At 61.8% G+C, this 20,855-nt stretch carries 22 protein-coding genes; 18 read left to right on the forward strand and 4 right to left on the reverse strand.

Translation table 11 applies throughout. The annotated features are described in order from the left end of the window. Positions 1-23: 23 nt before the first annotated feature. Together C3Y15_RS19235 and C3Y15_RS19240 are read right to left on the reverse strand one after the other, a co-directional pair. Complete coding sequence (locus tag C3Y15_RS19235) at positions 24-302, reverse strand: acyl carrier protein (protein ID WP_011879903.1); 279 nt, start codon at positions 300-302, stop codon at positions 24-26. A 49-nt stretch (positions 303-351) separates the two neighbouring features. Continuing rightward, the gene (locus C3Y15_RS19240; protein ID WP_059460782.1) at positions 352-1,593 is read right to left on the reverse strand and encodes an acyl-CoA dehydrogenase; all 1,242 of its coding nucleotides are present in this window, start codon (positions 1,591-1,593) and stop codon (positions 352-354) included. Between the two features lie 232 nt (positions 1,594-1,825). Between C3Y15_RS19240 and C3Y15_RS19245 the strand changes: the two genes are divergently transcribed. Continuing rightward, entirely contained in the window at positions 1,826-2,665 is an 840-nt protein-coding gene (locus tag C3Y15_RS19245; RefSeq protein WP_011879905.1) for an FCD domain-containing protein, read from the forward strand. 32 nt (positions 2,666-2,697) lie between these two features. On the opposite strand, the gene C3Y15_RS32335 is transcribed toward C3Y15_RS19245, so the two are convergent. Both C3Y15_RS32335 and C3Y15_RS19255 read right to left on the reverse strand, forming a co-directional pair. Beyond that, on the reverse strand, positions 2,698-3,162 hold the full coding sequence (locus C3Y15_RS32335; protein ID WP_045579577.1) for an amidase family protein: 465 nt from the start codon (positions 3,160-3,162) through the stop codon (positions 2,698-2,700). 1,064 nt (positions 3,163-4,226) lie between these two features. Continuing rightward, positions 4,227-4,607, reverse strand: coding sequence for a helix-turn-helix domain-containing protein (locus C3Y15_RS19255; RefSeq protein ID WP_059862328.1), 381 nt, complete (start codon positions 4,605-4,607; stop codon positions 4,227-4,229). A gap of 362 nt (positions 4,608-4,969) precedes the next feature. Here C3Y15_RS19255 and C3Y15_RS19260 point away from each other — a divergent pair, with 362 nt between their 5' ends. From C3Y15_RS19260 to C3Y15_RS19345, 17 genes are all read left to right on the forward strand, one after another. After that, positions 4,970-5,845 (forward strand): branched-chain amino acid ABC transporter permease, encoded by an 876-nt coding sequence (locus C3Y15_RS19260; RefSeq protein ID WP_124259985.1) that lies wholly within the window; start codon positions 4,970-4,972, stop codon positions 5,843-5,845. Between the two features lie 54 nt (positions 5,846-5,899). After that, the gene (locus C3Y15_RS19265) at positions 5,900-6,922 is read left to right on the forward strand and encodes a branched-chain amino acid ABC transporter permease (RefSeq protein WP_226098174.1); all 1,023 of its coding nucleotides are present in this window, start codon (positions 5,900-5,902) and stop codon (positions 6,920-6,922) included. Continuing rightward, positions 6,922-7,656, forward strand: a complete 735-nt coding sequence (locus C3Y15_RS19270) for an ATP-binding cassette domain-containing protein (protein ID WP_045579580.1) — start codon at positions 6,922-6,924, stop codon at positions 7,654-7,656. Before C3Y15_RS19265 ends, C3Y15_RS19270 begins: the two co-directional genes overlap by 1 nt. Then, positions 7,643-8,413, forward strand: a complete 771-nt coding sequence (locus C3Y15_RS19275; protein WP_124259984.1) for an ABC transporter ATP-binding protein — start codon at positions 7,643-7,645, stop codon at positions 8,411-8,413. The genes C3Y15_RS19270 and C3Y15_RS19275 overlap by 14 nt, the downstream gene beginning before the upstream one ends. Before the next feature lie 8 nt (positions 8,414-8,421). After that, positions 8,422-9,600, forward strand: coding sequence for an ABC transporter substrate-binding protein (locus C3Y15_RS19280; RefSeq protein ID WP_124260000.1), 1,179 nt, complete (start codon positions 8,422-8,424; stop codon positions 9,598-9,600). A gap of 52 nt (positions 9,601-9,652) precedes the next feature. Beyond that, positions 9,653-11,065 (forward strand): amidase family protein, encoded by a 1,413-nt coding sequence (locus tag C3Y15_RS19285; protein WP_124259983.1) that lies wholly within the window; start codon positions 9,653-9,655, stop codon positions 11,063-11,065. Then, positions 11,062-11,616, forward strand: a complete 555-nt coding sequence (locus tag C3Y15_RS19290; protein ID WP_011879914.1) for an amino acid synthesis family protein — start codon at positions 11,062-11,064, stop codon at positions 11,614-11,616. The genes C3Y15_RS19285 and C3Y15_RS19290 overlap by 4 nt, the downstream gene beginning before the upstream one ends. A gap of 61 nt (positions 11,617-11,677) precedes the next feature. After that, positions 11,678-12,715, forward strand: coding sequence for a porin (locus tag C3Y15_RS19295; protein WP_011879915.1), 1,038 nt, complete (start codon positions 11,678-11,680; stop codon positions 12,713-12,715). 204 nt (positions 12,716-12,919) lie between these two features. Then, on the forward strand, positions 12,920-13,321 hold the full coding sequence (locus tag C3Y15_RS19300) for a hypothetical protein (protein ID WP_230944157.1): 402 nt from the start codon (positions 12,920-12,922) through the stop codon (positions 13,319-13,321). A gap of 281 nt (positions 13,322-13,602) precedes the next feature. After that, on the forward strand, positions 13,603-13,854 hold the full coding sequence (locus C3Y15_RS19305) for an AlpA family phage regulatory protein (RefSeq protein ID WP_011879917.1): 252 nt from the start codon (positions 13,603-13,605) through the stop codon (positions 13,852-13,854). After that, complete coding sequence (locus C3Y15_RS19310; protein WP_124259982.1) at positions 13,841-14,134, forward strand: hypothetical protein; 294 nt, start codon at positions 13,841-13,843, stop codon at positions 14,132-14,134. Before C3Y15_RS19305 ends, C3Y15_RS19310 begins: the two co-directional genes overlap by 14 nt. A 472-nt stretch (positions 14,135-14,606) precedes the next feature. Further along, positions 14,607-15,452, forward strand: a complete 846-nt coding sequence (locus C3Y15_RS19315; protein WP_063710898.1) for a ParA family protein — start codon at positions 14,607-14,609, stop codon at positions 15,450-15,452. 357 nt (positions 15,453-15,809) lie between these two features. After that, on the forward strand, positions 15,810-16,487 hold the full coding sequence (locus C3Y15_RS19325) for a lytic transglycosylase domain-containing protein (protein ID WP_124259981.1): 678 nt from the start codon (positions 15,810-15,812) through the stop codon (positions 16,485-16,487). A gap of 47 nt (positions 16,488-16,534) precedes the next feature. Further along, complete coding sequence (locus tag C3Y15_RS19330) at positions 16,535-16,876, forward strand: TrbC/VirB2 family protein (protein ID WP_124259980.1); 342 nt, start codon at positions 16,535-16,537, stop codon at positions 16,874-16,876. Positions 16,877-16,892: 16 nt separating this feature from the next. Continuing rightward, positions 16,893-17,213: a VirB3 family type IV secretion system protein gene (locus tag C3Y15_RS19335; RefSeq protein ID WP_011879923.1), complete on the forward strand. Its 321-nt coding sequence runs from the start codon at positions 16,893-16,895 to the stop codon at positions 17,211-17,213. 1 nt (position 17,214) lies between these two features. Continuing rightward, positions 17,215-19,683: a VirB4 family type IV secretion/conjugal transfer ATPase gene (locus tag C3Y15_RS19340; RefSeq protein WP_124259979.1), complete on the forward strand. Its 2,469-nt coding sequence runs from the start codon at positions 17,215-17,217 to the stop codon at positions 19,681-19,683. Further along, positions 19,680-20,843: a type IV secretion system protein gene (locus C3Y15_RS19345; RefSeq protein WP_060044176.1), complete on the forward strand. Its 1,164-nt coding sequence runs from the start codon at positions 19,680-19,682 to the stop codon at positions 20,841-20,843. Before C3Y15_RS19340 ends, C3Y15_RS19345 begins: the two co-directional genes overlap by 4 nt. Positions 20,844-20,855 lie beyond the last annotated feature (12 nt).

The following is a 20,855-nucleotide window of genomic DNA, read 5'->3' on the forward strand; positions in this document are numbered from 1 at the left end:
TGTGCGGCTCGACGACCGTGAAGTTAGCCGAAGGACGCATGGGATTCGACGAACGAGACGAGATTGCCGAAACGCAGGAACAGATTGGCGGATAGATCCTCGGGGGCCAGGGTGAAGCCGAAGCGCTGTTCGAGTTGCAGCAGCAAGTCCGTCATATTCATCGAATCCACACCGATGTCGAAGAGGTTGGTGTCGTCTACGATGAGATCGGCGCTCAGGGTGCTGCCGAGTACCGATAGCAAACAGGTTTTTACTGTCTCGGACACGCTGGCGGAGTTGGGGGAAACGGGATGGGTTGCCATGAACGATCTCCAGTGCGAATGTCGAATGGATTCAGGATGGGTGGGCTTCTCAGGAGCGGTGCGACCCGGAAGAGGTGGCCTCCCAGGGGAGTGATACCGAGCGGAGTGCGAAGCGAGCAATCATGAGCCGCTGCAAGTCCCCGGTGCCTTCCATGATGTCGAAGGCCTTTGCATCGCGATAGCTTTGCTCAAGCGATGGAAAGGCAGTGACGCCATCAAGGCCGGCGAAATCGATTGCAGTTCGGGTGACGCGGGCGGCTATTTGTGATGCATATGCCTTGGCCATTGACGAATCCATCGGCGTCGCAATGCCTTGATCGGTTTTCCACGCCGCGTGTCTGCAGAGCAGCTGGGCCGTAGTGATTTGCCGATCGATATCGAGCAGAGCTGCGTTCACATCGGCAGTGCACTGGCGTTGATTCACCGGATGTCTGCCTGCTTCGAAGTAGGTCGCGAGATCGTCGCGTACTCGTCGACATGCGCCGACCATGACTGCGGAAAGCAGGGGGCGGAAGTAGTTCCATGCGTGTTGTGCGCCCGAAAACGCGTCGTTGAGGGATTTTTCGTCACCGCGTCTGAGAAGCGCGTCGTCAGGTACTTCGCAATCGGTGTAAGAGAGAACCGCAAGCTGACTGGCGCGCAGGCCGACCATGTTTTCGATGCGAACGACAGAGAACCCCGGGATATTGCGATCGACGTGGAACGCTCGAACGCCGAAACGACCAGCGTGCCGATTGATGGTGGCGAACGTGATCACGTCATCCGCGCGTGCGCCGTTGGTGATGAAGCACTTGGTACCGTTCAGCACCCAGCCGCGTGCTGTCTTGCGAGCGGTGGTCCGCATCGCGGTCGCATCCGAGCCGCAGTCGGGTTCGGTAATTGCAAACGCGCCCCAGCGTGGTGTGTCACTGCGAAATCGTTGGAAAAAGCGGGTCTGTTGCTCGCCGCTGGCGAGTGCGAGGACGGGTGGCATGGCAAGGCCAGGGCCGGGCAGCGCGAGCGCGAGCGCCGCGTCGGCGTACCCGAGATATTCCATCAGTGTGGTGCGCGACATCAGTGATTGCACGTCCGTGCTACCGCCGTATGCGGCCGGAACGAGATTCAAGTTCAGCGTAGTTACGTCAGAGGGGGCACAAACTGCATCTGGAATCTGCCGTGTCCGGTCGGCTTCGGGGCCGTGCAACCGCATGCGTGCAGCAAGCTGATCCAGTTCCAGCCCGTCGGCCAAGAGGTTGGCCCGGATGGTCGCAAGCGTGGATTGCGCCTGAGACGACTTCACCCACTGTGACATGAGGGATTCCCTCCTGATGGCAATCGACATCGAGTGACCGACATGCAAGCAAGTGACGGTTACGTGGCGCATGGCGTTCGGATTGCAGCGTAGGTCCTGGTCGCGATCCCGGCTACTCCTAACGTTGGGAGGGACGCCTGCATCGAGTCGGAAATCTGACCGTGTCGGGTGCGGATGCCTGATAATGGCGCCGGGATACAGCAGTGAATGGCCAACGACGGACGTGACCGATATGGCAGGGCGAAAACCGACAACCGAAAAGAAGTTGCCGCGGATGCTGCGGGATAACCGAGGTTCGCGCGCAATCAAGCGCGGCGACCAGGTGGCCGAGCAGATCAAGCGCCGGATCAATGATGGGCAGGCACGACCGGGGAAACGACTTGACAAGGAAGCGGAGCTTCAGCAGCAGTTCAATGTCAGCCGAGGCTCAATTCGCGAGGCGCTCAAGGCCTTGGAAGTGCAAGGGCTCGTAAGCTTGAGCACCGGTCCGGACGGCGGAGCGACGATCACGCGTGTGCCGCTTGCCCGCGCGTTCCAGTCACTGCAGAACTATCTGTTCTTCGAAAGCATCACGCTCGAGGATATCTATGCGGTGCGCCGGACGCTGGAACCCATGGTAGCGGCCGGTGCGGTTCCCTATCTCAGCGACGCGGACTTCGAGGCGCTCGAGCGCAGCGTATCGGTTTGCGAGCCGTTCGAAGCGTGTCACGACGAGGTGCTCGATCAGCGCCACGAAGACATTCATTTCCATGACGTGCTCGCTGCCGCGCACCCGAATGCGTTCCTGCGCAGCCTGTGCCAGATTATCAATCAGATGTTGCACACGTTGGTGATCGTGGCGGGGAACGTGACGCAGAAGGACTATCAGGCATTCGGGCAGCACACGGTTGACGCGCACCGCGCGATAGTGGACGCCGCGAGGCGCCGGGATGCCGAGGCGGTCGCGCAACTGATGACGGCGCACATGGACGAAGCCGAGGCGCAACTGCGTAAGGTTCACGCAGCGCTGCAGCAGAAGCTGGTGCTCGATTCTGAACTGGACCTGCGCGCGTACCGCGTACGCTCAGAATGACTCGATGGCGGCTCGCTTGCGCGTGGGCACGATCAGGACGCACATCGGGCAGATGTCATGTCGGCGGCCGTGGTGGGCATAGAGAGCACACGTGCGAGTTCGGCAAACGGGGCGGACCCAAACGCGCGTTCAAGCATATGGCTCGCCCACAGTACCAGTGCATCGGCATGACGGCCACCTGCAATTTGAATCCCGATGGGCAGGCGTGAGGCAGTCAGCCCGGCATAGAGGCTCGCCGCCGGCAGGCTCAACTGATGGCACCATGCGGTGAAATGCGGAAACAGCGCGTTGCTCGAATTCACCTCGGCAAGTGACGGTGCCACGTGCGGATACACGGGACAGATGAGGAGGTCGTGTTGTTCGAAGAACGCGTTCACGGCAGCCCCCAGCTCGCCTCGTTCGATTAGTGCGCCGAGCAATGCTTCCCGCGAGATGCCGTTACCGGCTTGTGCATATGCCTGCAGCGACGGATCGAGCTCGGCCCAACGGTCGGTCATGCCGTCCGAAAGTTGATGGCAGCAGGCATGCCAGAGGATTGTGTAGACCGCATTGCATTGCGCGACGCCCGGGGGATCGGTGACCTGAACGAGCGCCCCCCCATTCGCGAAACATCGCGGCAGCCCGGGTGTCGGCGATCGTGGATCGCTGCGTCGACGGTGACCGACAATCCGAGCGTAGGACTGCTGGCAAAACGGACGCCACCCGGTACGGGTGGGCATGGCAGTCCGCGCACGTAGTCGGCGCCATCGAATCGCAACGTGTACCAGTCGCGGCTGTCTGGCCGGCTGATGATTGTCAGCGTCTGCGCGGCATCTTCCACGCGACGCGTCATCGGACCGACGTGACAAGCGGCGCATCGCGCCGCCATCGTAATTCGGACGCGCCCGCGAAGTCGAGTGCGTCATCGGCGATCCGGCAGAACGCATTCACCGACGGACCGAGCGACTGGACGCGCGAGGCTCGCATGCATCAAGTCTACTGGCGACGCATGCCCAGTCGCATAGATTGCGTTCAGTTCGCGCGCCGTCAGATCAAAAGATCGCTGCTCATGGTGCCTCCCCATTAATCATTATTAATTAGCGGTAGACGCGATCGATGTGCCTGTCAAGCTTAGCGTGGCACTGGCGTAAAAAGAAGATTGCGGGTTAACGCTCGATAGCGACACATTGACGCCGTACCTCGGTCAGCGTACATTTAATGATGATAAATATGTGCTGGGCGCGCCGAGGCTGATCCCGGGCCGAAGCGCAGTATTCGCCGTGCGTTGTGCATTTCACGCTGTCACGGTGCTTGCAGCGTGATGGGCGACGCATCGGTCCCACGAAAGCGTGGGGAGCTCTGTGCGCGTAGATCATATCCGTGGCGACCGTGTTGTCAGTGGCAAGTCCGACGGGAGCGGGTTTGTGCGTAAGCGTGGCGGCGTTGCCAAGCATGCCGCGGAGTCGATCTCTTTTCTCGGGAGAGGCGGCGTGTGAAGGTCAGCGCCACACGACTGTTTTATGCCGCGCACGCGAGCGTTATCCGAGGAAGATGGAAGGCGTCGAACCGACGCGTGCTTACATTATCTTGCTTTGCGGCGGGGTTCAGTGCGTGAATTGGTCGCCAACTTGATCGCTTCGTCCAGCAGGCGCTCAAGCGCTTCCTGCTGGGCCGGCGCGAGTGCAGACAGTTTTTCGTGAATGCGCGTCGCCCGGTCCCCAGGCGTAGTGCCTGCTTCGGCGAGCAGATCAGCGAGTCGGCAGTGTAGTAGCGCCGCGAGTTGAGCGAGCCGATCAAGGCTCGGTAGAACCTGTCCGCGTTCGATATGGGACAGCGACGCCTGAGCAATTCCGGCTGCTTCAGACAGCTGCTCTTGCGTGAGCTCCATGCGCTTGCGTCTGTTTGCAATTGCTTTTCCGACGGTCCTGGCGAGTTCCCCGTCTTCAAAATCGTCAGCTGCCACCGACATCCCCACACGAAGTAGAGACGCGAGTGTGCTTTTTCACGAATACTTGCAGAAGGACTTTATACCTTATAATATGTGTAATACGTCATATTATCACGGATGCTCATTCGGGCCAGATCCGTAGGCGGCACCCCGACAGAGGTTAGCGCACGCGCGCTGACCCTTATCACTGCGCGCGTCGCTTGAGCGCTCAGGCGACGGAGAAGACTTCAATCGTTGTCTTAGGGCGTGCCTTTAAAGGCACGAAGCAGTAGGCATTGGGCGCGACGCGATGGGTTTGAAATCGACGAAGAAAGGCTAGCTTCGCCGGAAAAATAGGCGGGTATTTTCAACTTCTCAATAAGGCAGGACTGCGAATAATGATGGTATTCCTCAATATCGTGAGTTACGTCAGCATTCTGACGCTAGTCGCGTTAGGCCTCGCGATCATCTTCGGGCTGATGGACATCGTGAACCTCGCGCATGCCGAGTGGGTCACGATCGGCGCCTACACGCTGGCCGTAGCGCAATCATTGGGCGGGGCGCATGCGTTCTGGTTCGCATTGTTCGCGGCGCCTGCAGTGGGAGCGGTGCTCGGTTGGTGCCTAGAGCGCCTTGTGATCCGGCTCCTGTATGAACGGCCGCTTGATACGCTGCTCGCGACCTACGCGGTCAGCCTGATCGTCCAGAAAGCCCTCGAACTCGTTTTCGGCACACATCCGATGCTGGTGTATGCGCCTGTAGACGGCGCGATTCCCGTGCCGGGCGGTAGTTATCCAGCGTACCGGCTCGTGGTGATCGGCGTAGCGCTCGCAGTGACGGGAGGATGCTGGCTGTTGTTTGCTCGCACGCGCTTTGGCACACAGCTGCGCGCGGTGATCCAGCATCCGGCGATGGCCGAGGCGGTGGGTATCGATACGCGGCGCCTGAACCGGCTCGCTTTCTGCGGCGGCGCTGCGCTCGCATCGCTCGCCGGTGTGCTCGTGGCACCGATGGTCTCGGTGGAGTCGCATCTCGGTGTCGCCTATCTCGCCAAGGCGTTTTTTGTGATCGTGCTGGGCGGGATTGGCTCGATCGCCGGGAGCCTGTTCGGTAGCGCATTTGTCGGCACTGCCGAGACGCTGCTCAGCTATCGGGTGGATCCGTCGCTCGCCTCGGCGATTGTGCTGGTCCTTTCCATCGTTCTGATTCGTTTCCGCCCACAAGGTCTGTTGCCCGGCTTTAGCGCCGCGCATCAGCTTCACGGTAAAGGTTAAGTCATGCTCCAACCACCTATTGCACACGTGCGCCGCTGGTTGTGGCAGCCGGCAATGAACATCGAAGACATTTCCCCGATGGCAGTCGGCGTCGCTATCGTTGCTGCTGCGTTGATCCTGCCGTTTTGCCTGGGACCATACCTGCTCTCGACCGTGCGCGACGCGCTGATCATGGGATTGCTCGCACTGAGTTATGACCTGCTGTGGGGCAGAGCGGGTGTGCTCACGCTTGGGCACACCACGTTTTTCGGACTGGGCGCGTACGGCTTTGCGGTCGCCACCGTGCAGTTCGGGCAGACGCCTGTCATCGGATTCATCGTTGGACTGTTCGGTGCGATGGCGGTGGCGGTCGTACTGGGTTACTTCTTGCTGTTCGCAGGGGTCCGGCTGCACTTCTTCGCCATTATCAGCATGGCCGTGCTGATCGTCGTTCAGCAACTGGCGACGAGTTGGCAATCGGTCACGGGTGGCGACACGGGCCTTCTGGGCATACCGGGACTGTCCTTTTCACTGATCGGGCACACGGTCGATTTGAGCGGAGCGAGTGGGGCCTGGTACATGGTAGCGGCCGTGCTTGCCATGTTGCTCCTGACGACCTGGCTCGTGTGCCGCAGCCGATACGGCAAGGTTCTGTCGGCGATTGCGACCAACGAATGGCGCGCGAAAGCGTGCGGTTATCACACGTCGGCGCATCTGCTGCTCGTGTTTACCGCGTCCGCGGGGCTTGCCGCGGTCGCTGGTGTGCTGATGGCCGCCTGCTCGGGTGTCGTGGCGCCGGACGTGTTCTCACCGGTGCTGGCCACCGAAGTCATTCTCTGGGTCGCGATTGGTGGCCGCGGCACGCTCGGCGGTCCGGTGCTCGCGGCGGTCGCGCTCACGCTGCTCAAACAGGCCGTGTCGAGCGTCAGTACCGACGGATGGCCGCTGCTGCTCGGGGGGGTGTTCCTCGGTTGCGTGCTGTTCCTGCCGAACGGGGTCCAGCCGAGCGGTTTGATCACCGGGGTGCGTCGAATCGGCCGGATCCGCCTTTGGAGAACCGCCGTGCGCGGCACCGAACGCGTCGAAGGAGGGCGGTGATGAGCGCTCCGTTGATGAAGGGCGAGGGGCTGCAGCGGGCATTCGGTGGCATTCACGCCGTCGAGAACGTCAACGTGACGATTGGCCCACGCGATCTTCTGTGCGTAATTGGCCCGAATGGTGCGGGCAAGAGCACGCTGGTCGGGCTGTTGTCCGGAGCAATCCCCCCCGGCGCCGGAGAGTTGTATCTCGCTGGCGAGCGCGTGACGGGCCGGCCGATGCACCAGTTTTGCCGACGGGGCGTGGTGCGCAAGTTTCAGGGTACCAACACGTTTCTCTCGATGAGCGTGCGCGAGAACCTCGTCGTCGCGGGCCTCGGCGTTGCGGCGTACCGGAACACGCCGATGCCGGACCCAGACGCTGTTCTGGACGAGATAGGGCTGTCGGAGCAGGCCAACTTGCGGGCGATGATCCTGCCGCATGGGGAACGCCAGTGGTTGGAGATCGGTATGGCGATGATGTGCCAACCAGCACTGCTGCTGCTCGACGAACCCGCCGCCGGCCTGTCAGCTCCAGATGCGCAGCGGCTCGTACGCCTGATCCACCGTTTGCGCGAGCGCTGCGCGGTGCTCGCGATCGAGCACGATTTGAGCTTTGTCGAGGCGCTGCGGTGTGAGACATGGGTCATGCATCGCGGGCAGATCGTCCGCCAGGGCAGCTATGCCGACATCGCACGTGATGACGAAATCCGACGCATCTATCTCGGTCAGGGGGCGGGGCATGTTGCACATTGAAAAGCTATCTGCGGGCTACGGCGACTCCGCGGTGCTGCACCGGATCGACCTCGAGGTTGGACCCAACGATGTGGTCGGCGTGCTTGGCTGCAATGGCGCGGGCAAGACGACGCTGGTCAAGGCGATCATGGGACTGCTGCCGTGCGTAAGTGGCAACGTCGTGTTTCAGGGGCAGTCCATCACCGGCCTGCGTACCCATGCGATTGCCCGGCGCGGCATTGGACTGGTACCGCAGGGGCGCTGGATTTTTCCGAAACTGACTGTGCGCGAGAACCTCATCATGGGCACGCAGGCCGCGGGCGGGGGGGCGATCCTTGATGAGGTGTTCGAGTATTTCCCTATTCTCAAGTCCAGACTCTCGCAGAACGGCGGCACGCTTTCGGGTGGCGAACAGCAGGTGTTGGCGATCGCCCGTGCGCTGTGCGGCCGGCCGAAGCTGCTGTTGCTGGACGAACCGTCCGACGGTGTGCAGCCGAATATGGTCGAACTGATCGGCGAGGTTATTCCCACCCTGTGCCGCCGCTCGCAGCTCGCCGTGCTCCTGGTCGAGCAGAACCTCGATCTCGTGCTGCGCAGCGCACAGCGCTGCATCGTGCTCAAGAACGGGCGACTTGCCCATACCGGCCACGTCGAGCCGCGAAGCGGTGCCGCGGGGGCTCATCCGTTGGCGCAATACCTGTCGCCGGCCGCCGAGTCTGCCACGTCTTCAGTCTCGTCACCACATTCAACGCATTCCAACCGGACTTCCACCCAATGAAGAACATGATGAACCGCCGTGCCTTTACCCGAACCACCTTATTCAGTGCCCTCGGCGCACTCACCACGTCCGCTATGCCATCGTTGGTACGGGCCACCACGCCGCTCAAGATTGGCTTGCTTGCACCGCTGAGTGGTCCGCTCACCCGCGTGGGCGAGACCAATCGCAACTGCGCGCAGTTGGTCGTCGACGAAATCAACGCCGCCGGCGGATTGCTGGGACGCCCGTTGCAACTGAGCGTCGAGGATACCCAGATGTCCACCGCCGTGACGCTGCAGAAGGCCCGGCAACTGCTGATGCGCGATGAAGTCTCGGTCCTGACCGGCATGGTGCTACCGTCCGAGCGCGAAGCCGCGTTGCAGGCCGCCAAGTCCGCTGGGCGGCTCGTGATCTACCCGAACTTCGACGAAGGGCGCTGCGATCCGAATCTGTTCACTACGGGTCTGACTGTCAACCAGCGCGTCGACCCGCTGATCGATTGGCTGATGCGCAAGGGGGGGCGCACCATGTGTGCGGTGATCTCGGACATCGGCAGCAACCGCAAGGTGCTGGTGCCTGCACTGCAGGCGGCGGTGAAGCGCCACGGTGGACAGTTTCTCAACGTGTATTGGCTGCCGTTCGGCACGCGCGACTATGGGGCGGTGTTGCAGCAGATCGCCAGCGCGCACCCTCAGATCGTCTGGCACAGCATCGGCGACGATCCGGTGACCTTCGTCAAGCAGTACCGCTCGTTCGGCATGAAGCCGCAGCTCGTGACCGACATCGCACATGAGTCGCTGTCGATCGCGACCACCGGCGCGTCGACCGGGGTCATCGGCGTGTCCTCGTATTTCATGAGCGTCGACAACCCGGAGAACCGAGATTTTCTCGCCCGCTATACGGCGCATGAAGCAGGTTCGCACGACCCTCGCTTAGGGCAGACGGCCGTGGTGCTCCCGCACGGCGAGTGCACGTATGCCGGGCTTCGCCTGTTTGCAGCGGCTGTCCGGGCGGTCGGCAGCGTCGACGTCGCCCGCGTGAAAGCCGCGCTGCCGCGTGTTTCATTGAATCTACCGCGTGGCAAGGCGGGCGTGAGCTCGGATGGCGACCATGTGTTGTGTCAAACCCGTATCGGCCGCGCACTGTCGGACAACAGCTTCGCCGTGTTGGACTCGGTCGGACCGATTGCGCCGCAGTGCGAGGGATAGGCCTGAGGTCTTCAAACACGTCCAAATTTCTTTAAATTATTAAGGTGTGCATATGAATGATGTATTGGGAGTGAATGCCGAGCAGCTCATGGCTGGCTACCGACGCCGCTCGTTCTCGCCGGTGGAGGTTATTTGCGCTGTGTTGGACCGGGTCGCGCTCTTCAATCCCCTTGTCAACGGCGTGTGCAGTCTCGACGAGGACAGCGCGCTGGCCGCCGCTCGCGAGTCCGAGCGGCGCTGGATGCGCGGGGAGCCATGTGGATTACCGGATGGGGTGCCGGTCTCGGTCAAAGACCTCGTCGCCGTGCGTGGGCTGCCGACACGATACGGATCGCTTACGTCACCTAGCGCGCCGGAGGCCGATGACGCACCCGCGGTCGCGCGACTGCGACAGGCCGGCGCGCTGCTGTTCGGCAAGACTACGACCTCGGAGTTTGGCAACAAGATCGTCACGGACAGCCTGCTCACCGGCATTACCCGTAACCCATGGGATCGGCGTCTGACGTCCGGCGGGAGCAGCGGTGGATCAGCCGTAGCGGTTGCGCTCGGCATGGGACCGTTGTCACTGGCCACCGACGGCGGCGGTTCGATCCGCGTTCCAGCTTGCTGGAGCGGGGTGGTCGGAATGAAACCGTCGTTCAACCGAGTGCCTGCCGGCGCGGCGGTGAGTTGGACCCACCTGTCGACGCTTGGTCCGATCGCTCGCTGCGTTAGCGACGCGGCGCTGATGCTTACCGTGATGGCTCGCCAGAGCGATGCGCGAAGTCTGGCCTTTGTTTGTCCCGATCTGCGTATCGGTCTGGATGATGGCATCGCCGGGTTGCGCATTGCCTATTGCCCGGCACCTGCGGGGGTACAGGTCGAGCCCGACATCACCTTGAGCGTCCGTCAGGCGGTGAGCCTGTTCGAGGCGCTTGGGGCACAGGTCGAGGAAACCGCCGTGAAGCCGCTCGACGGCTATCTGGAGAGCGGCATGCACGCCATCCAGTGGGCCGTCTTCTTTGCGCAACGAGCACGGCAGCTTTCTCCTTCCGCGCGGCGCCAGCTCGATCCGGATGTGTGTGCGCTGGCCGAGGCGGGCGATAGCGTCCCCACTTCGACCTTCGTCGACGCGCTTCAGGCGCGCCACACGCTTACGGTGGCGATGGCCGCGTTCTTTGAAGACTACGACCTACTGCTCACACCGACATTCCATTGTGCGCCGCCGCTCGCGCAGGGGCGGCCCGAGCACTCGCGCATGGCGCCGCCGTTGACGTCGTGGTGCAACCAGACTGGCTTGCCGGCGGCGAGTGTGCCCTGTGGATTGCCGGGTGGGTTGCCGACGGGCCTACAGATCATCGGCCCGTCAGGCAGCGATGCGCTGGTGCTGCGCGCGGCACGGGCGTACGAGTGCGCACGTGGTCCGTTTCCGGCTCCACCTGAGGCGCTCCGGGATCGGACTGAGGACTCGGAGGTGTGCAGATGAGTCCGCCTATCGCGAAGATCCTGGTTCAACTGGTCGAGCGACTGGCAGAACTAGATGTACCGGTTGACCCGCCTCATCGACAAGTCATCGTGGCGGCGGTGCTGCGACTAGAGGGCTGGCGAGCGGATGAGTCGCTTGCGGCGCTTGAGCCGCTCTATGAACTGGGCGCTGAGCTTGGCACGTTGCTCACAGGCCGTGCGCGATGGGCGCTGGATCTTCCGCCGTCGGCAATTCAGGCCTACGGCAAGGCCGCGCTCGTGGGCAGCGAGGTACCGCTCGAATGCGCGGCGGCGATCTTGCATCCCCGCATGGGCAAGGCCATGCGCGCGAGCTTGCCCGGCGCCACGTCGCTGATCCCGTCAGTGACCAAGCGCGGCGCGCCGGGGACGTGCATGGACATTCCATTGCACGGCAGCACCGACATGTGGAGCTTCGACCACTTCGACACGGTCTCGCTGACGCTCGCCGATGCGCCGGCGCCGAACGAGATCGTGGTGGCGGTCGCGCTGGCCGATAGCGGTAGACCGCTCGCGCGTGTGCGACCGGACTGAACCGTGCCGATGCCAAGACGGCGCGACACGAACAAACAATCACAAAGAGGAAGGAGACGTCATGCAGACAAGAAGATTTCGGGGAAGCGTGGGTAAGTTGGCTGTCGTGTTGGGCGTGTGCACCTGTACCGGGATCGCGCATGCGCAGTCATCGGTCTCGTTGTATGGGCTAGCGGACGCGTTCGTTGGCGAAGTGCATCCCGCCGGTGCTGCCGGCAATGCGTGGCAAGTCGGTTCTGGCGGGATGACGACTTCGTACTGGGGGATGTCCGGTACAGAGGAGCTGGGCGGGGGTATGAAAGCTGTCTTCACGCTGGAGAGTTTTTATCGCATCAACGGCGGCCAGGTCGGCTCGTTTCCTGGACAGTCATTTTTCGGGCGAAACGCCTTCGTTGGCCTGAGCGGCCATTTCGGGGAGTTGACGCTGGGGCGCAATACGGCGCCGCTGTTCGTGTCGACGCTGCTGTTCAATCCGTTCGGCAATTCGTTCGTCTTCTCGCCGATCGTCGTGCACAGTTTCCTTGGCTCGGCAATGGGGGCTGCGTCACTCCAGAGCGATACGGCGATCGACAATTCGCTCCTTTATCAGACGCCCGAGGTGGCCGGTCTGTCGGGAAGCGTTCTTTACAGCAACGCAGGCGTTGCCGGCCATGCCGGGCAAGCTAACTATAGCGCGAACGTGTTGTACTTCGCCGGCCCGTTTTCCGCAACGGCCGCGGTGCAGAGTCTGCACACGGCATCGCTGTTTCTTAACGGCGCAACCGTACAGACCGCCTGGATGGCAGGTGGCGCGTATCGGTTGCGTGGGGCGAAGCTGTTCGCACAATACGAACGCGTGGACAACAACAATCATGTCACGGACGACACGGTGCAACTCGGAGCAAGCGTTCGGATAGGGTTAGGAAACGTACTGATGTCGTGGGCGGGAACGCGGCGGCGACCGTCGGTGGGCGATCATATCCGTTGGTCGACGGTCGCATTGGGTTACGACTACCCGTTGTCGAAGCGAACCGATGTGTATGCAGCTTGGCGTTATGACACGATCACAGGTGTGTCGACGGGCAATAGCGTGGGTGCCGGGATGCGGGTCAGATTCTGAGCAGCCAGACCTCGGTAGGCTAGAACACGGCCGGATCGGGTGTCCGGCCTTCAGTGCCGCGCTTGCTTGGGCTCGAGACCAGGATGCATTCGGCTGGATATGCGGCGCGCGGTATTATGTCCCAACATCATCACGACTTCATGTCTCATAGTTTCGCCCAAAGTCCGACGCTCGGGTCGCAAGCCGCTTACGAAAGGCGAGTTCTTGACATTGCCGAGCGCGAAGGTCCGTGCGCTGTCCGTTGAACATTATATGGCGCTGGGCACTGTGCGGGCTGGTCATGGGCGAGAAGAGCAAATCAGTGCTCTGCTACGAGTGGTCTGCCTCACGTCTTATATGCGCAACGAGACCGGCGCAGGTGCGGATTTGAGTATGTATCGGCAAGCCGAAGCTGCGCTGGACGCGTGCGTTGCACGCGCGGAGCAGGGCGCGGCGGGGCTGTTGCTCAATTGCGAGCCGTGCATGATCGAGCAGATACTGGTCGTTCATGACGATCAGTTGGCGGTCGTGCCGATGCACCGGTACTGCGCAGCCTGGGAAAACCTCCAACAATTGATGACCGGACGGCACGCGTCACCCATTGAGAGGCTGAGCGTGGTGTCGTGAAACCGGCAAGGCTCCCATAAAAGCACCGTGCGACCATCGTCCGGGTTTGTCGGGGAAGGTGCGACGTCAGCTGCTGCGGGAACGTTGCATCAACGCGAGATGGCCTGCTACCGCGCCTCGTGCAGCCGGGCCGCGGCCACGCCATATGTGACTTCCGAGGAGGTGCCGTTTTGAACTGACGGAATGTCCCGTCGATCAGACGGGTTTGGCTGTTCGTCGTGTTCGCTGCTTGAATGCCTTTCAGTTCCGGCCACGTTCGTGCCGGGTGCGGAGGGCGAATCATGTCTTGGAATGATGACGGAGCGCGGACAATCTTGCGCCGACGACAGGTCGAGCAGTGCACCGGTCTATCGAGGTCGACGATCTACAAGCGCATGCAAGAGGGGACGTTTCCCCCCGCCATTGCGCTTGGTGGCCGAATGGTAGGGTGGCGGGCGGCCGATATCGAACAGTTCTTGGCAGATCCCGCGCGATATCGAGCGTCGCTGGCGCGCGCGCGAGAAGAGCAGGGTGGTCGCGGTGAAAAACGATAAGTCGCTGTCCTCGCTCGAGGAGCGTCTTCGCAACTGGGGGCAGTCGAATCGTGGTGCCCACGATCCCGTGGATGCCGAATATGTGACCCGAGCATGGCGAACACTACCGCCCCGAAATCGGGAGCTTCTGCGCATGGTCTATCTCTGGCATGCGAGTCGAGAAGTCGTGTGTCGACGGCTGAAGATTGCTCGCCATCCACGTCAACATTTCGATCTGGAACTCCATGCGGCACGATCCGCCCTTGTCCGCGCGCTTGTAGAAGGCGAGAACCAGCAGTGACATTCGCGGGATGAATGTTGGACGACGTCCATAATGCGCTGCTCGCGCGGCGGCAATCGCAGTTGCTTGGCGTTGGTGTGTTGTGGAAGTATCCCGTTCACTCCGAGCACAAAATAAATATAGGATTAACGAGGAGCTTCACGGCGCGATAAGGCGCTCGTCTCATTTCGTCGACGCATGTCGGCTCTTGAATCGGCGTGGCGGCTGACCTACAGTGAAGCCAACAATCTGATCCGGTCAACGTGCGTAGCACGACCGAGTACGCGTTAGCGGCCCCGCAGCATTGACGTCTGTGTGATGGCGTAGTGGGCCTTAACGCGCGTGAGAAAGCCTGCAATCGCAGGCTTTTCTGTTTTGTGACGTGCTCTCGAGAATGCACGTTGAACTCGTCGCGCCTTTCCCTCGCACCGAGACTGTCTCACTTCCATGAAAAGACGTCACTGCTCGGAGCCCCAGCCGAGGAATGACGACCATGAAATCGCTGCTGATGGCTTCGGCCCGTGGTGGAACAGGCAGAACGACATTGGTGTGTCAGTTCGCCCATTATCTTCGTCGCGTACGTGGATATCGGGTGTTGGTGCTTGATCTGGCCGAGCCGGCGTGTAGTGCCATTTCGCTTACACGTGGTATCCGTGCACGCTCGGTGACGCACACGACGCTCGATATTCGGTGCGACCAGCGACCTGATGTGACTGGACCATGCATTTGCGTGCTTGCGGCGAACACCACTGCCGGCAGTGCATATCGATCCGATCCGGCTGGCGTGCGTTGCTACGCCAACGTGCGACACCTGTTGACCCAGGTCGCTCCCTTGTTTGACGTTTGTTTGATCGATAGCCCGCCGTGGCCTGACTCGCGTGCGATTTGTGCGGCGGCGCTCGCCGACGCGCTGATCAGCCCCGTTCTGTTGTCGCCGGACATGCTTGAGCAGGTCGCCGATTTCGTCAATGGCGGCAATGGGGTGCGCAATGTCCGAGCTCGGCTCAATCCGTCGCTGTGCTTTATCGGTATCGTCCCCAACTGCGTCGAGATGACTCCGCGGCAGCAAGCCCGATTCAAGCCGTTCGAGGTGTGCATGGCCACCTGGCTGGTTCCGCATGATCAAAGCCCAAGCGGCTATTTATTGCTTCCCCGGATTGACGCCATCTCGCAGGCGCAGGCGATTGGGACCTCGGTCATGGATCTCACGCCAGCCGATCGGGCGGCCAATCGCGAATGGCAGGCCATGAGCGCGTGTTTCGACGTGCTCGCGCGGCGACTCGACTCTGCAAAAGAGGTGGCTTTGCCTTCTGAAACGGTCGAGGCATGCCATGCATAATTCAGCGTCTACTCCTGATGTGCGGCAAAACGTGTGGCGCGGTGTGGTGTCGCTTGCGGTCGTGTTTGGAACGTCGATGGCGTGGCCCGATGTTGCACGAGCGGACGATTGGGGCTGTCAGGTGATGTTGTGTCTGTCTAACCTCGGTGGCCCGGAGCAGTATGCCGAATGCGTGTCGCCCATCGAAAGGCTATGGGCCGCGCTGCGAGACGGCGATCCCTTTCCAACCTGTGATCTCGCTACGGTTGGCACGCTGAACCGAGCAGCGCACAGCAATGCACGGTCCGCCCAATATCCCGCGACGTCGGTAGGGTACCCCCTGCAGCAGATCGTTCGCCTAGGAGAGGGGAATCGCTAATGCCGCTCGATTTCTTGTCGCTCGTGCATGACTGCGCGCCGCAGATCGCCCCGGCCACGATGGCGGCGATCGTGCGTACCGAATCAGGATTCAATCCCTACGCGATCGGCATCGTTCGCGGGCGGCTGCGTCGACAGCCGTCGAATATGGCCGAAGCGGTCGCGACGGTACGCGCGCTGGAGGCCGGCGGCTGGAATTTCAGTGTCGGGCTCGCGCAGGTGAATCGAGCGAACTGGCTGGCCTATGGCCTGTCCGCCGAGAACGCGCTTGAGCCTTGTCGCAACCTAGCTGTCGGTGCTGCCATTCTCCATCGCTGTTATACAGCGGCGGTGACGATCCAAAAGTCCCAAGCGAGGACCGATTATCAGGCGGATGTACAGGCCGCACTACGCGCGAGTCTGTCTTGCTATGCGAGCGGCAATTTCTCGACCGGCTACCGAACGGGCTACGTCCAGCGAGTCGTGGAGAGCGCAGCGGCACAAGCTTCCTCAGATTCGCACGTTCCGGCCATTGCGCCCATTGCGGTGGTACCGATTGGTTCTGCAGTGCCGGTTCGTGCCGCCCGCTCTGAACCTGCGGTTCGGCAGCTATCGCGCAGCGATCGCGATGGGATGAACACGGCTTCACCTGTTACCGAGCAGCGTTTCAAACCGGACGGTAGTGCAGTGGTGTTCTAAGTCCACATTGACGAATAAGATATAGATATATCGGAAAGGAGTCGATCATGCATTTAGGAATGCGATATAAATCGTCGATGCGCGTCAAGCGGATGATGCGATTTCTATCCGATCGAAAGACGGCGCTGGAAATCATTCTTGGCGCTTCGTCCTTGATGTTCACTGCACCGGCGCGCGCGCAGCTATCGCAGGTCAATACGCTGCTCGATACGATCCAGGCGACGTTGTTGAGCGTCGGGGGCGTGATTTGTTCAATTTCCATCATTTGGGCGGGTTTTCGGATGATGTTCCAGCATGCCCGGTTCGGTGATATCGCGAACGTGTTTATCGGCGGCTTGTTCGTCGGTTGCGCGACCGTTATCGCTGGCATGCTGATTCCTTCGAGCTGATCCGGGGCGCCGAACCATGCATTCGCTCAAGGATCCTGTCTTCAAAGGCTGCACGCGGCCCGCGATGCTCTGGGGTGTGCCGCTGGTGCCCTTGCTGATGATCGGCGGCAGCATGCTGATTCCCGCGATCTGGGCATTGCTGGCCAGCCCTGCGCTGGGTGTCGGGATCCTCCTTTTGATGATTCCGGTGTTCGTCGCGATGCGGATGACGACGCGCCACGACGATCAACGGCTTGCGCAGCATGCGCGGCGCGCTCGCATGGCGTTGCGTCAGGGCAACCGCCGCTTCTGGGGCGCACACGCCTATGTGCCGGTGCGCCTGAAGAGGAGGGCATGAGATGGCGCGCCTATCGTACGTCGGAGCCGTCGCGAGCCGGGAAGTGCCGCTTGCCAGCTGTATCCCGTACTCGACGCATGTGACCGACCACGTCATCAAGACCCGCGAAGGCGACTACCTGCAAATCTGGAAGATCGCCGGCATCGCGTTTGAGGCAGCCGATCCCACCGACATCCTCGTGCGACACGAGGGATTCAGCCAATTTGTGCGCGGACTGGCGGGAGGCCATGTGGCGCTGTGGTCGCATCGTCTGCGCCGACGGGTATCGGACCGATTCTCGACGCAGTACGACGACCACTTCTGCGAGGAACTGGCGACGCGCTACTACGCGAGTTTCTCGGGCTACCGGATGATGGCCAACGAGTTGTATCTGACGGTGGTCTACCGGCCAAACCGCACCCGCCTCGGCGGTGTCTTCAGCCGTGCGGCGCGCCGTACGCGCGACGATATCCGGCGCGATCAGCTTGACGCACTGAAGATGATGTCGGAGCTTGCTGCCCAGGTCGAATCGAGCCTGAAACCCTATGAGCCGGTCGCGCTCGGTGTCTATCGCCGGCCGAGTCCCGCCGTGGCCACTTCGTTCCGCTATTCGTCAGCGTTGGAACTGCTCGGCTATCTGGTCAATGGCGTCTGGGAACCTGTGCCCGTGCCAGCTGGCACGATCCGCGAGGCGCTGCCAGTTTCGAGACTCTTTGTGGGTGCCGAGAAAATCGAGATTCGCATGCCGACGGCAACGCGGTTCGCGGCGATGCTCGACATCAAGGATTATCCGGAAGACACCGAACCGGGCATGCTCAATGGTCTGCTGTACGGCGACTGTGAATATATCGAGACGCAAAGCTTCACGATTCTGGATAAACCCACGGCGAAGGAGACATTGGAGCGGCAGCGCAATCAGCTTATCGCCGGAGAGGACGTCTCCCTGTCCCAGGTCGACGCAATCGACCATGCGCTCGACGACCTGATCAACGGGAATTTCGTTCTTGGTGAGTATCACTACTCGCTGGCGGTGCTCGGCGATTCACTCAATGAAGTGTCGTCCAGCGTCGCGAAGGCACGAACGCAGCTGGCCGATGCCGGATTCCAGACGGCATTGATCGATCTCGTGGCTGATGCAGCCTGGTTTGCGCAACTACCGGCCAACTGGCGCTACCGACCCCGCGAAGCAAAGCTCACATCGCGCAATTTTTGCGGTCTGGCAAGCCTGCACAACTTCGCGGCCGGCAAGCGCGACGGCAATCCGTGGGGCGAGGCGATCACGATCGTCAAGACACCCAGTGGTCAGCCGCTTTATCTGAACTTCCACGCGACACCGGATAAGCACGACTCACTCGACGAGAAGGCACTGGCCAATACGCAGATCATCGGCCGGGCGGGAGCGGGCAAGACGGTGCTCGAGCTGTTCTTGCTCGCGATGGCGACCAAGTATGACCTGACGGCGGTGCTGTTCGACAAGGATCGCGGCACGGAAATCGCGATTCGTGCGATGGGCGGCACCTATACCGTGTTCCGCCGCGGAGAGCCCACCGGCCTGAACCCGTTCCAGATGGCGCCGGATGAGCCGATGATCGATTTTTGGGAGCGCCTCGTGCGCAAGCTCGTCAACGTCGGCGAGCCGTTGTCCGCAAAGGACGAACTTGACGTTTCACGTGCCGTGCGAGAGGTGGCACGTATGGAAAAGCCCCTGCGGCGTTTGTCGATGGTGTGGCAACTTCTCCCGAACGTTGGCGAAAACAGCTTGCATGCGCGACTGGCCAAATGGTGTGTGGGTGGACGTCTGGGGTGGGTACTCGATAATCCGACAGATCGGATCGACCTGGCGCACGCGAAACTGTTCGGCTTCGATGACACAGAACTGCTGGACGATCCCGAGGTGTCGACGCCCGTGACGATGTACCTGCTGCATCGGACCGAAGACCTGATCGATGGGCGACGCTTCATCTATGTGATGACCGAGTTCTGGAAGCGGCTCGGGGACCAGGTCTTCACGGATTTTGCGAGGAACAAGCAGAAAACAATCCGCAAGCAGAACGGGCTGGGGATTTTTGATACCCAGTCACCGGCCGACGTATTGCGAAGCGAAATAGCCAGTGCGCTGATCGAGCAGTGTGCGACGTTTTTCTTCCTGCCGAATCCGCGTGCCGACTACGACGATTACGTGCATGGTTTCAAGCTGACCGAAGCCGAATTCAATATCGTGCGCAACCTGGGCGAGAGCAGCCGCTTGTTCCTCGTCAAGCAGGGCCATCGCTCCGCGATCGGCCGACTCGATCTCGCCGGGCTTGGCGATGTGCTCGATGTCCTGTCCGGTACGACCGATAACGTCGAGTTGCTCGATGCGATTCGTGCCGAAGTCGGGGATATGCCTAAAGACTGGTTGCCTGTTTTTCATGAGCGACTAGCGAAGCGCCGAGCGGCTCAGGCGAGCTCGCGCTTGTCGCCAGCTCCCGCGTCGGGAGGTGCTCGATGAGCGGTCTCTTTGCTGCCTTGGGGGGCACCCTCGACGACGGCATGTCGACCTACGTGACGACCGTATCGTCGGCGCTTTCCGGAGCACTCGTGCCGGTCGTGACTACGGGCATCACGATCTGGGTGCTGGCCTTTGGTCTCGCGGTGGTACGCGGCGAAGCCCACGAGGCGGTGCCGGCGTTTGCCTGGCGCGGGCTGAAAGTGTCGATCACGCTGGCGTTTGCGCTGAGCGCCGGGATCTACCAGCAGCAGGTCGTCACCGCCGTCAACGGCGCGACGGCCGGGCTGGCCCAGACCATCCAGAACGCGGCGAACACGACGGGCGGGGGCAATCCGGGATGCGGCTCTGCCAACGCTGGCAGCGTGACGGGACAGAGCGCTGCGAGCAGCATTTATCAGACGCTTGACTGCTACGACCAGCAGGTCGACCTCGTGATGGACGCCTACTTCAACAAGGCGACGCATGAGGGAATCAGTCCGAGCGGTCTGGCCGCCGCGATTGGAGATTTCCTCTGCGGCCTCGTCGCGGCGCTCGGCGGGTCCATCTTTTTGATCGTGCTGGCCTTCGAGGTCGTGATGGCGAGGACGCTGCTCGATCTCGTGCTCGGACTGGGCCCGATCTTCATCGCGTGCGCCGCGTTTGCGCCGACGGCGCGATTTTTCGAAGCGTGGACCGCGAAGGTTGCCAATTACGCGTTGCTACAGGTGCTGGTGGCTGCCTTCCTTGGCATGGCGCTCACGGCGTTCTCGACCGATCTCACTGCGTTCCACGCGACGGGCCGCGCCCCCGGTGCCGATTCGTCAGCCCTGATGCAAGCCGTTTCCGCCGCACTCGACGACGCCGCCGCAGCGGCTGCCGCGCTTGGGCTCTTTGCGACCGGGGTGTTCCTCGCGATGATCGGTTGGCAACTGCCTGCGGTTGCAGCGGGCCTGTCTGGCGGCGCCACGCTGTCAGGGTTCGGCGCGTTTGTGGCCGGCATCGCGTCGCGAAGCCTCGTCGCGGCGATCGGGCGGGCATTCAACCGTAACGGGCGAGGCCCGACCTCCGGTGGCGAAATTCGTGACCGGACGGGTTCGGCCGGGCGATCTCGGTCGGGCGGTGGCGGGCCCCCCGCTTACCAGCGCGCTGCACGCGCGAATTTGGGCCAGCACGACGGCTGACCAGGAGGCAAT

Source organism: Burkholderia sp. B10, assembly GCF_004368385.1.
Taxonomy (GTDB): domain Bacteria; phylum Pseudomonadota; class Gammaproteobacteria; order Burkholderiales; family Burkholderiaceae; genus Burkholderia; species Burkholderia vietnamiensis.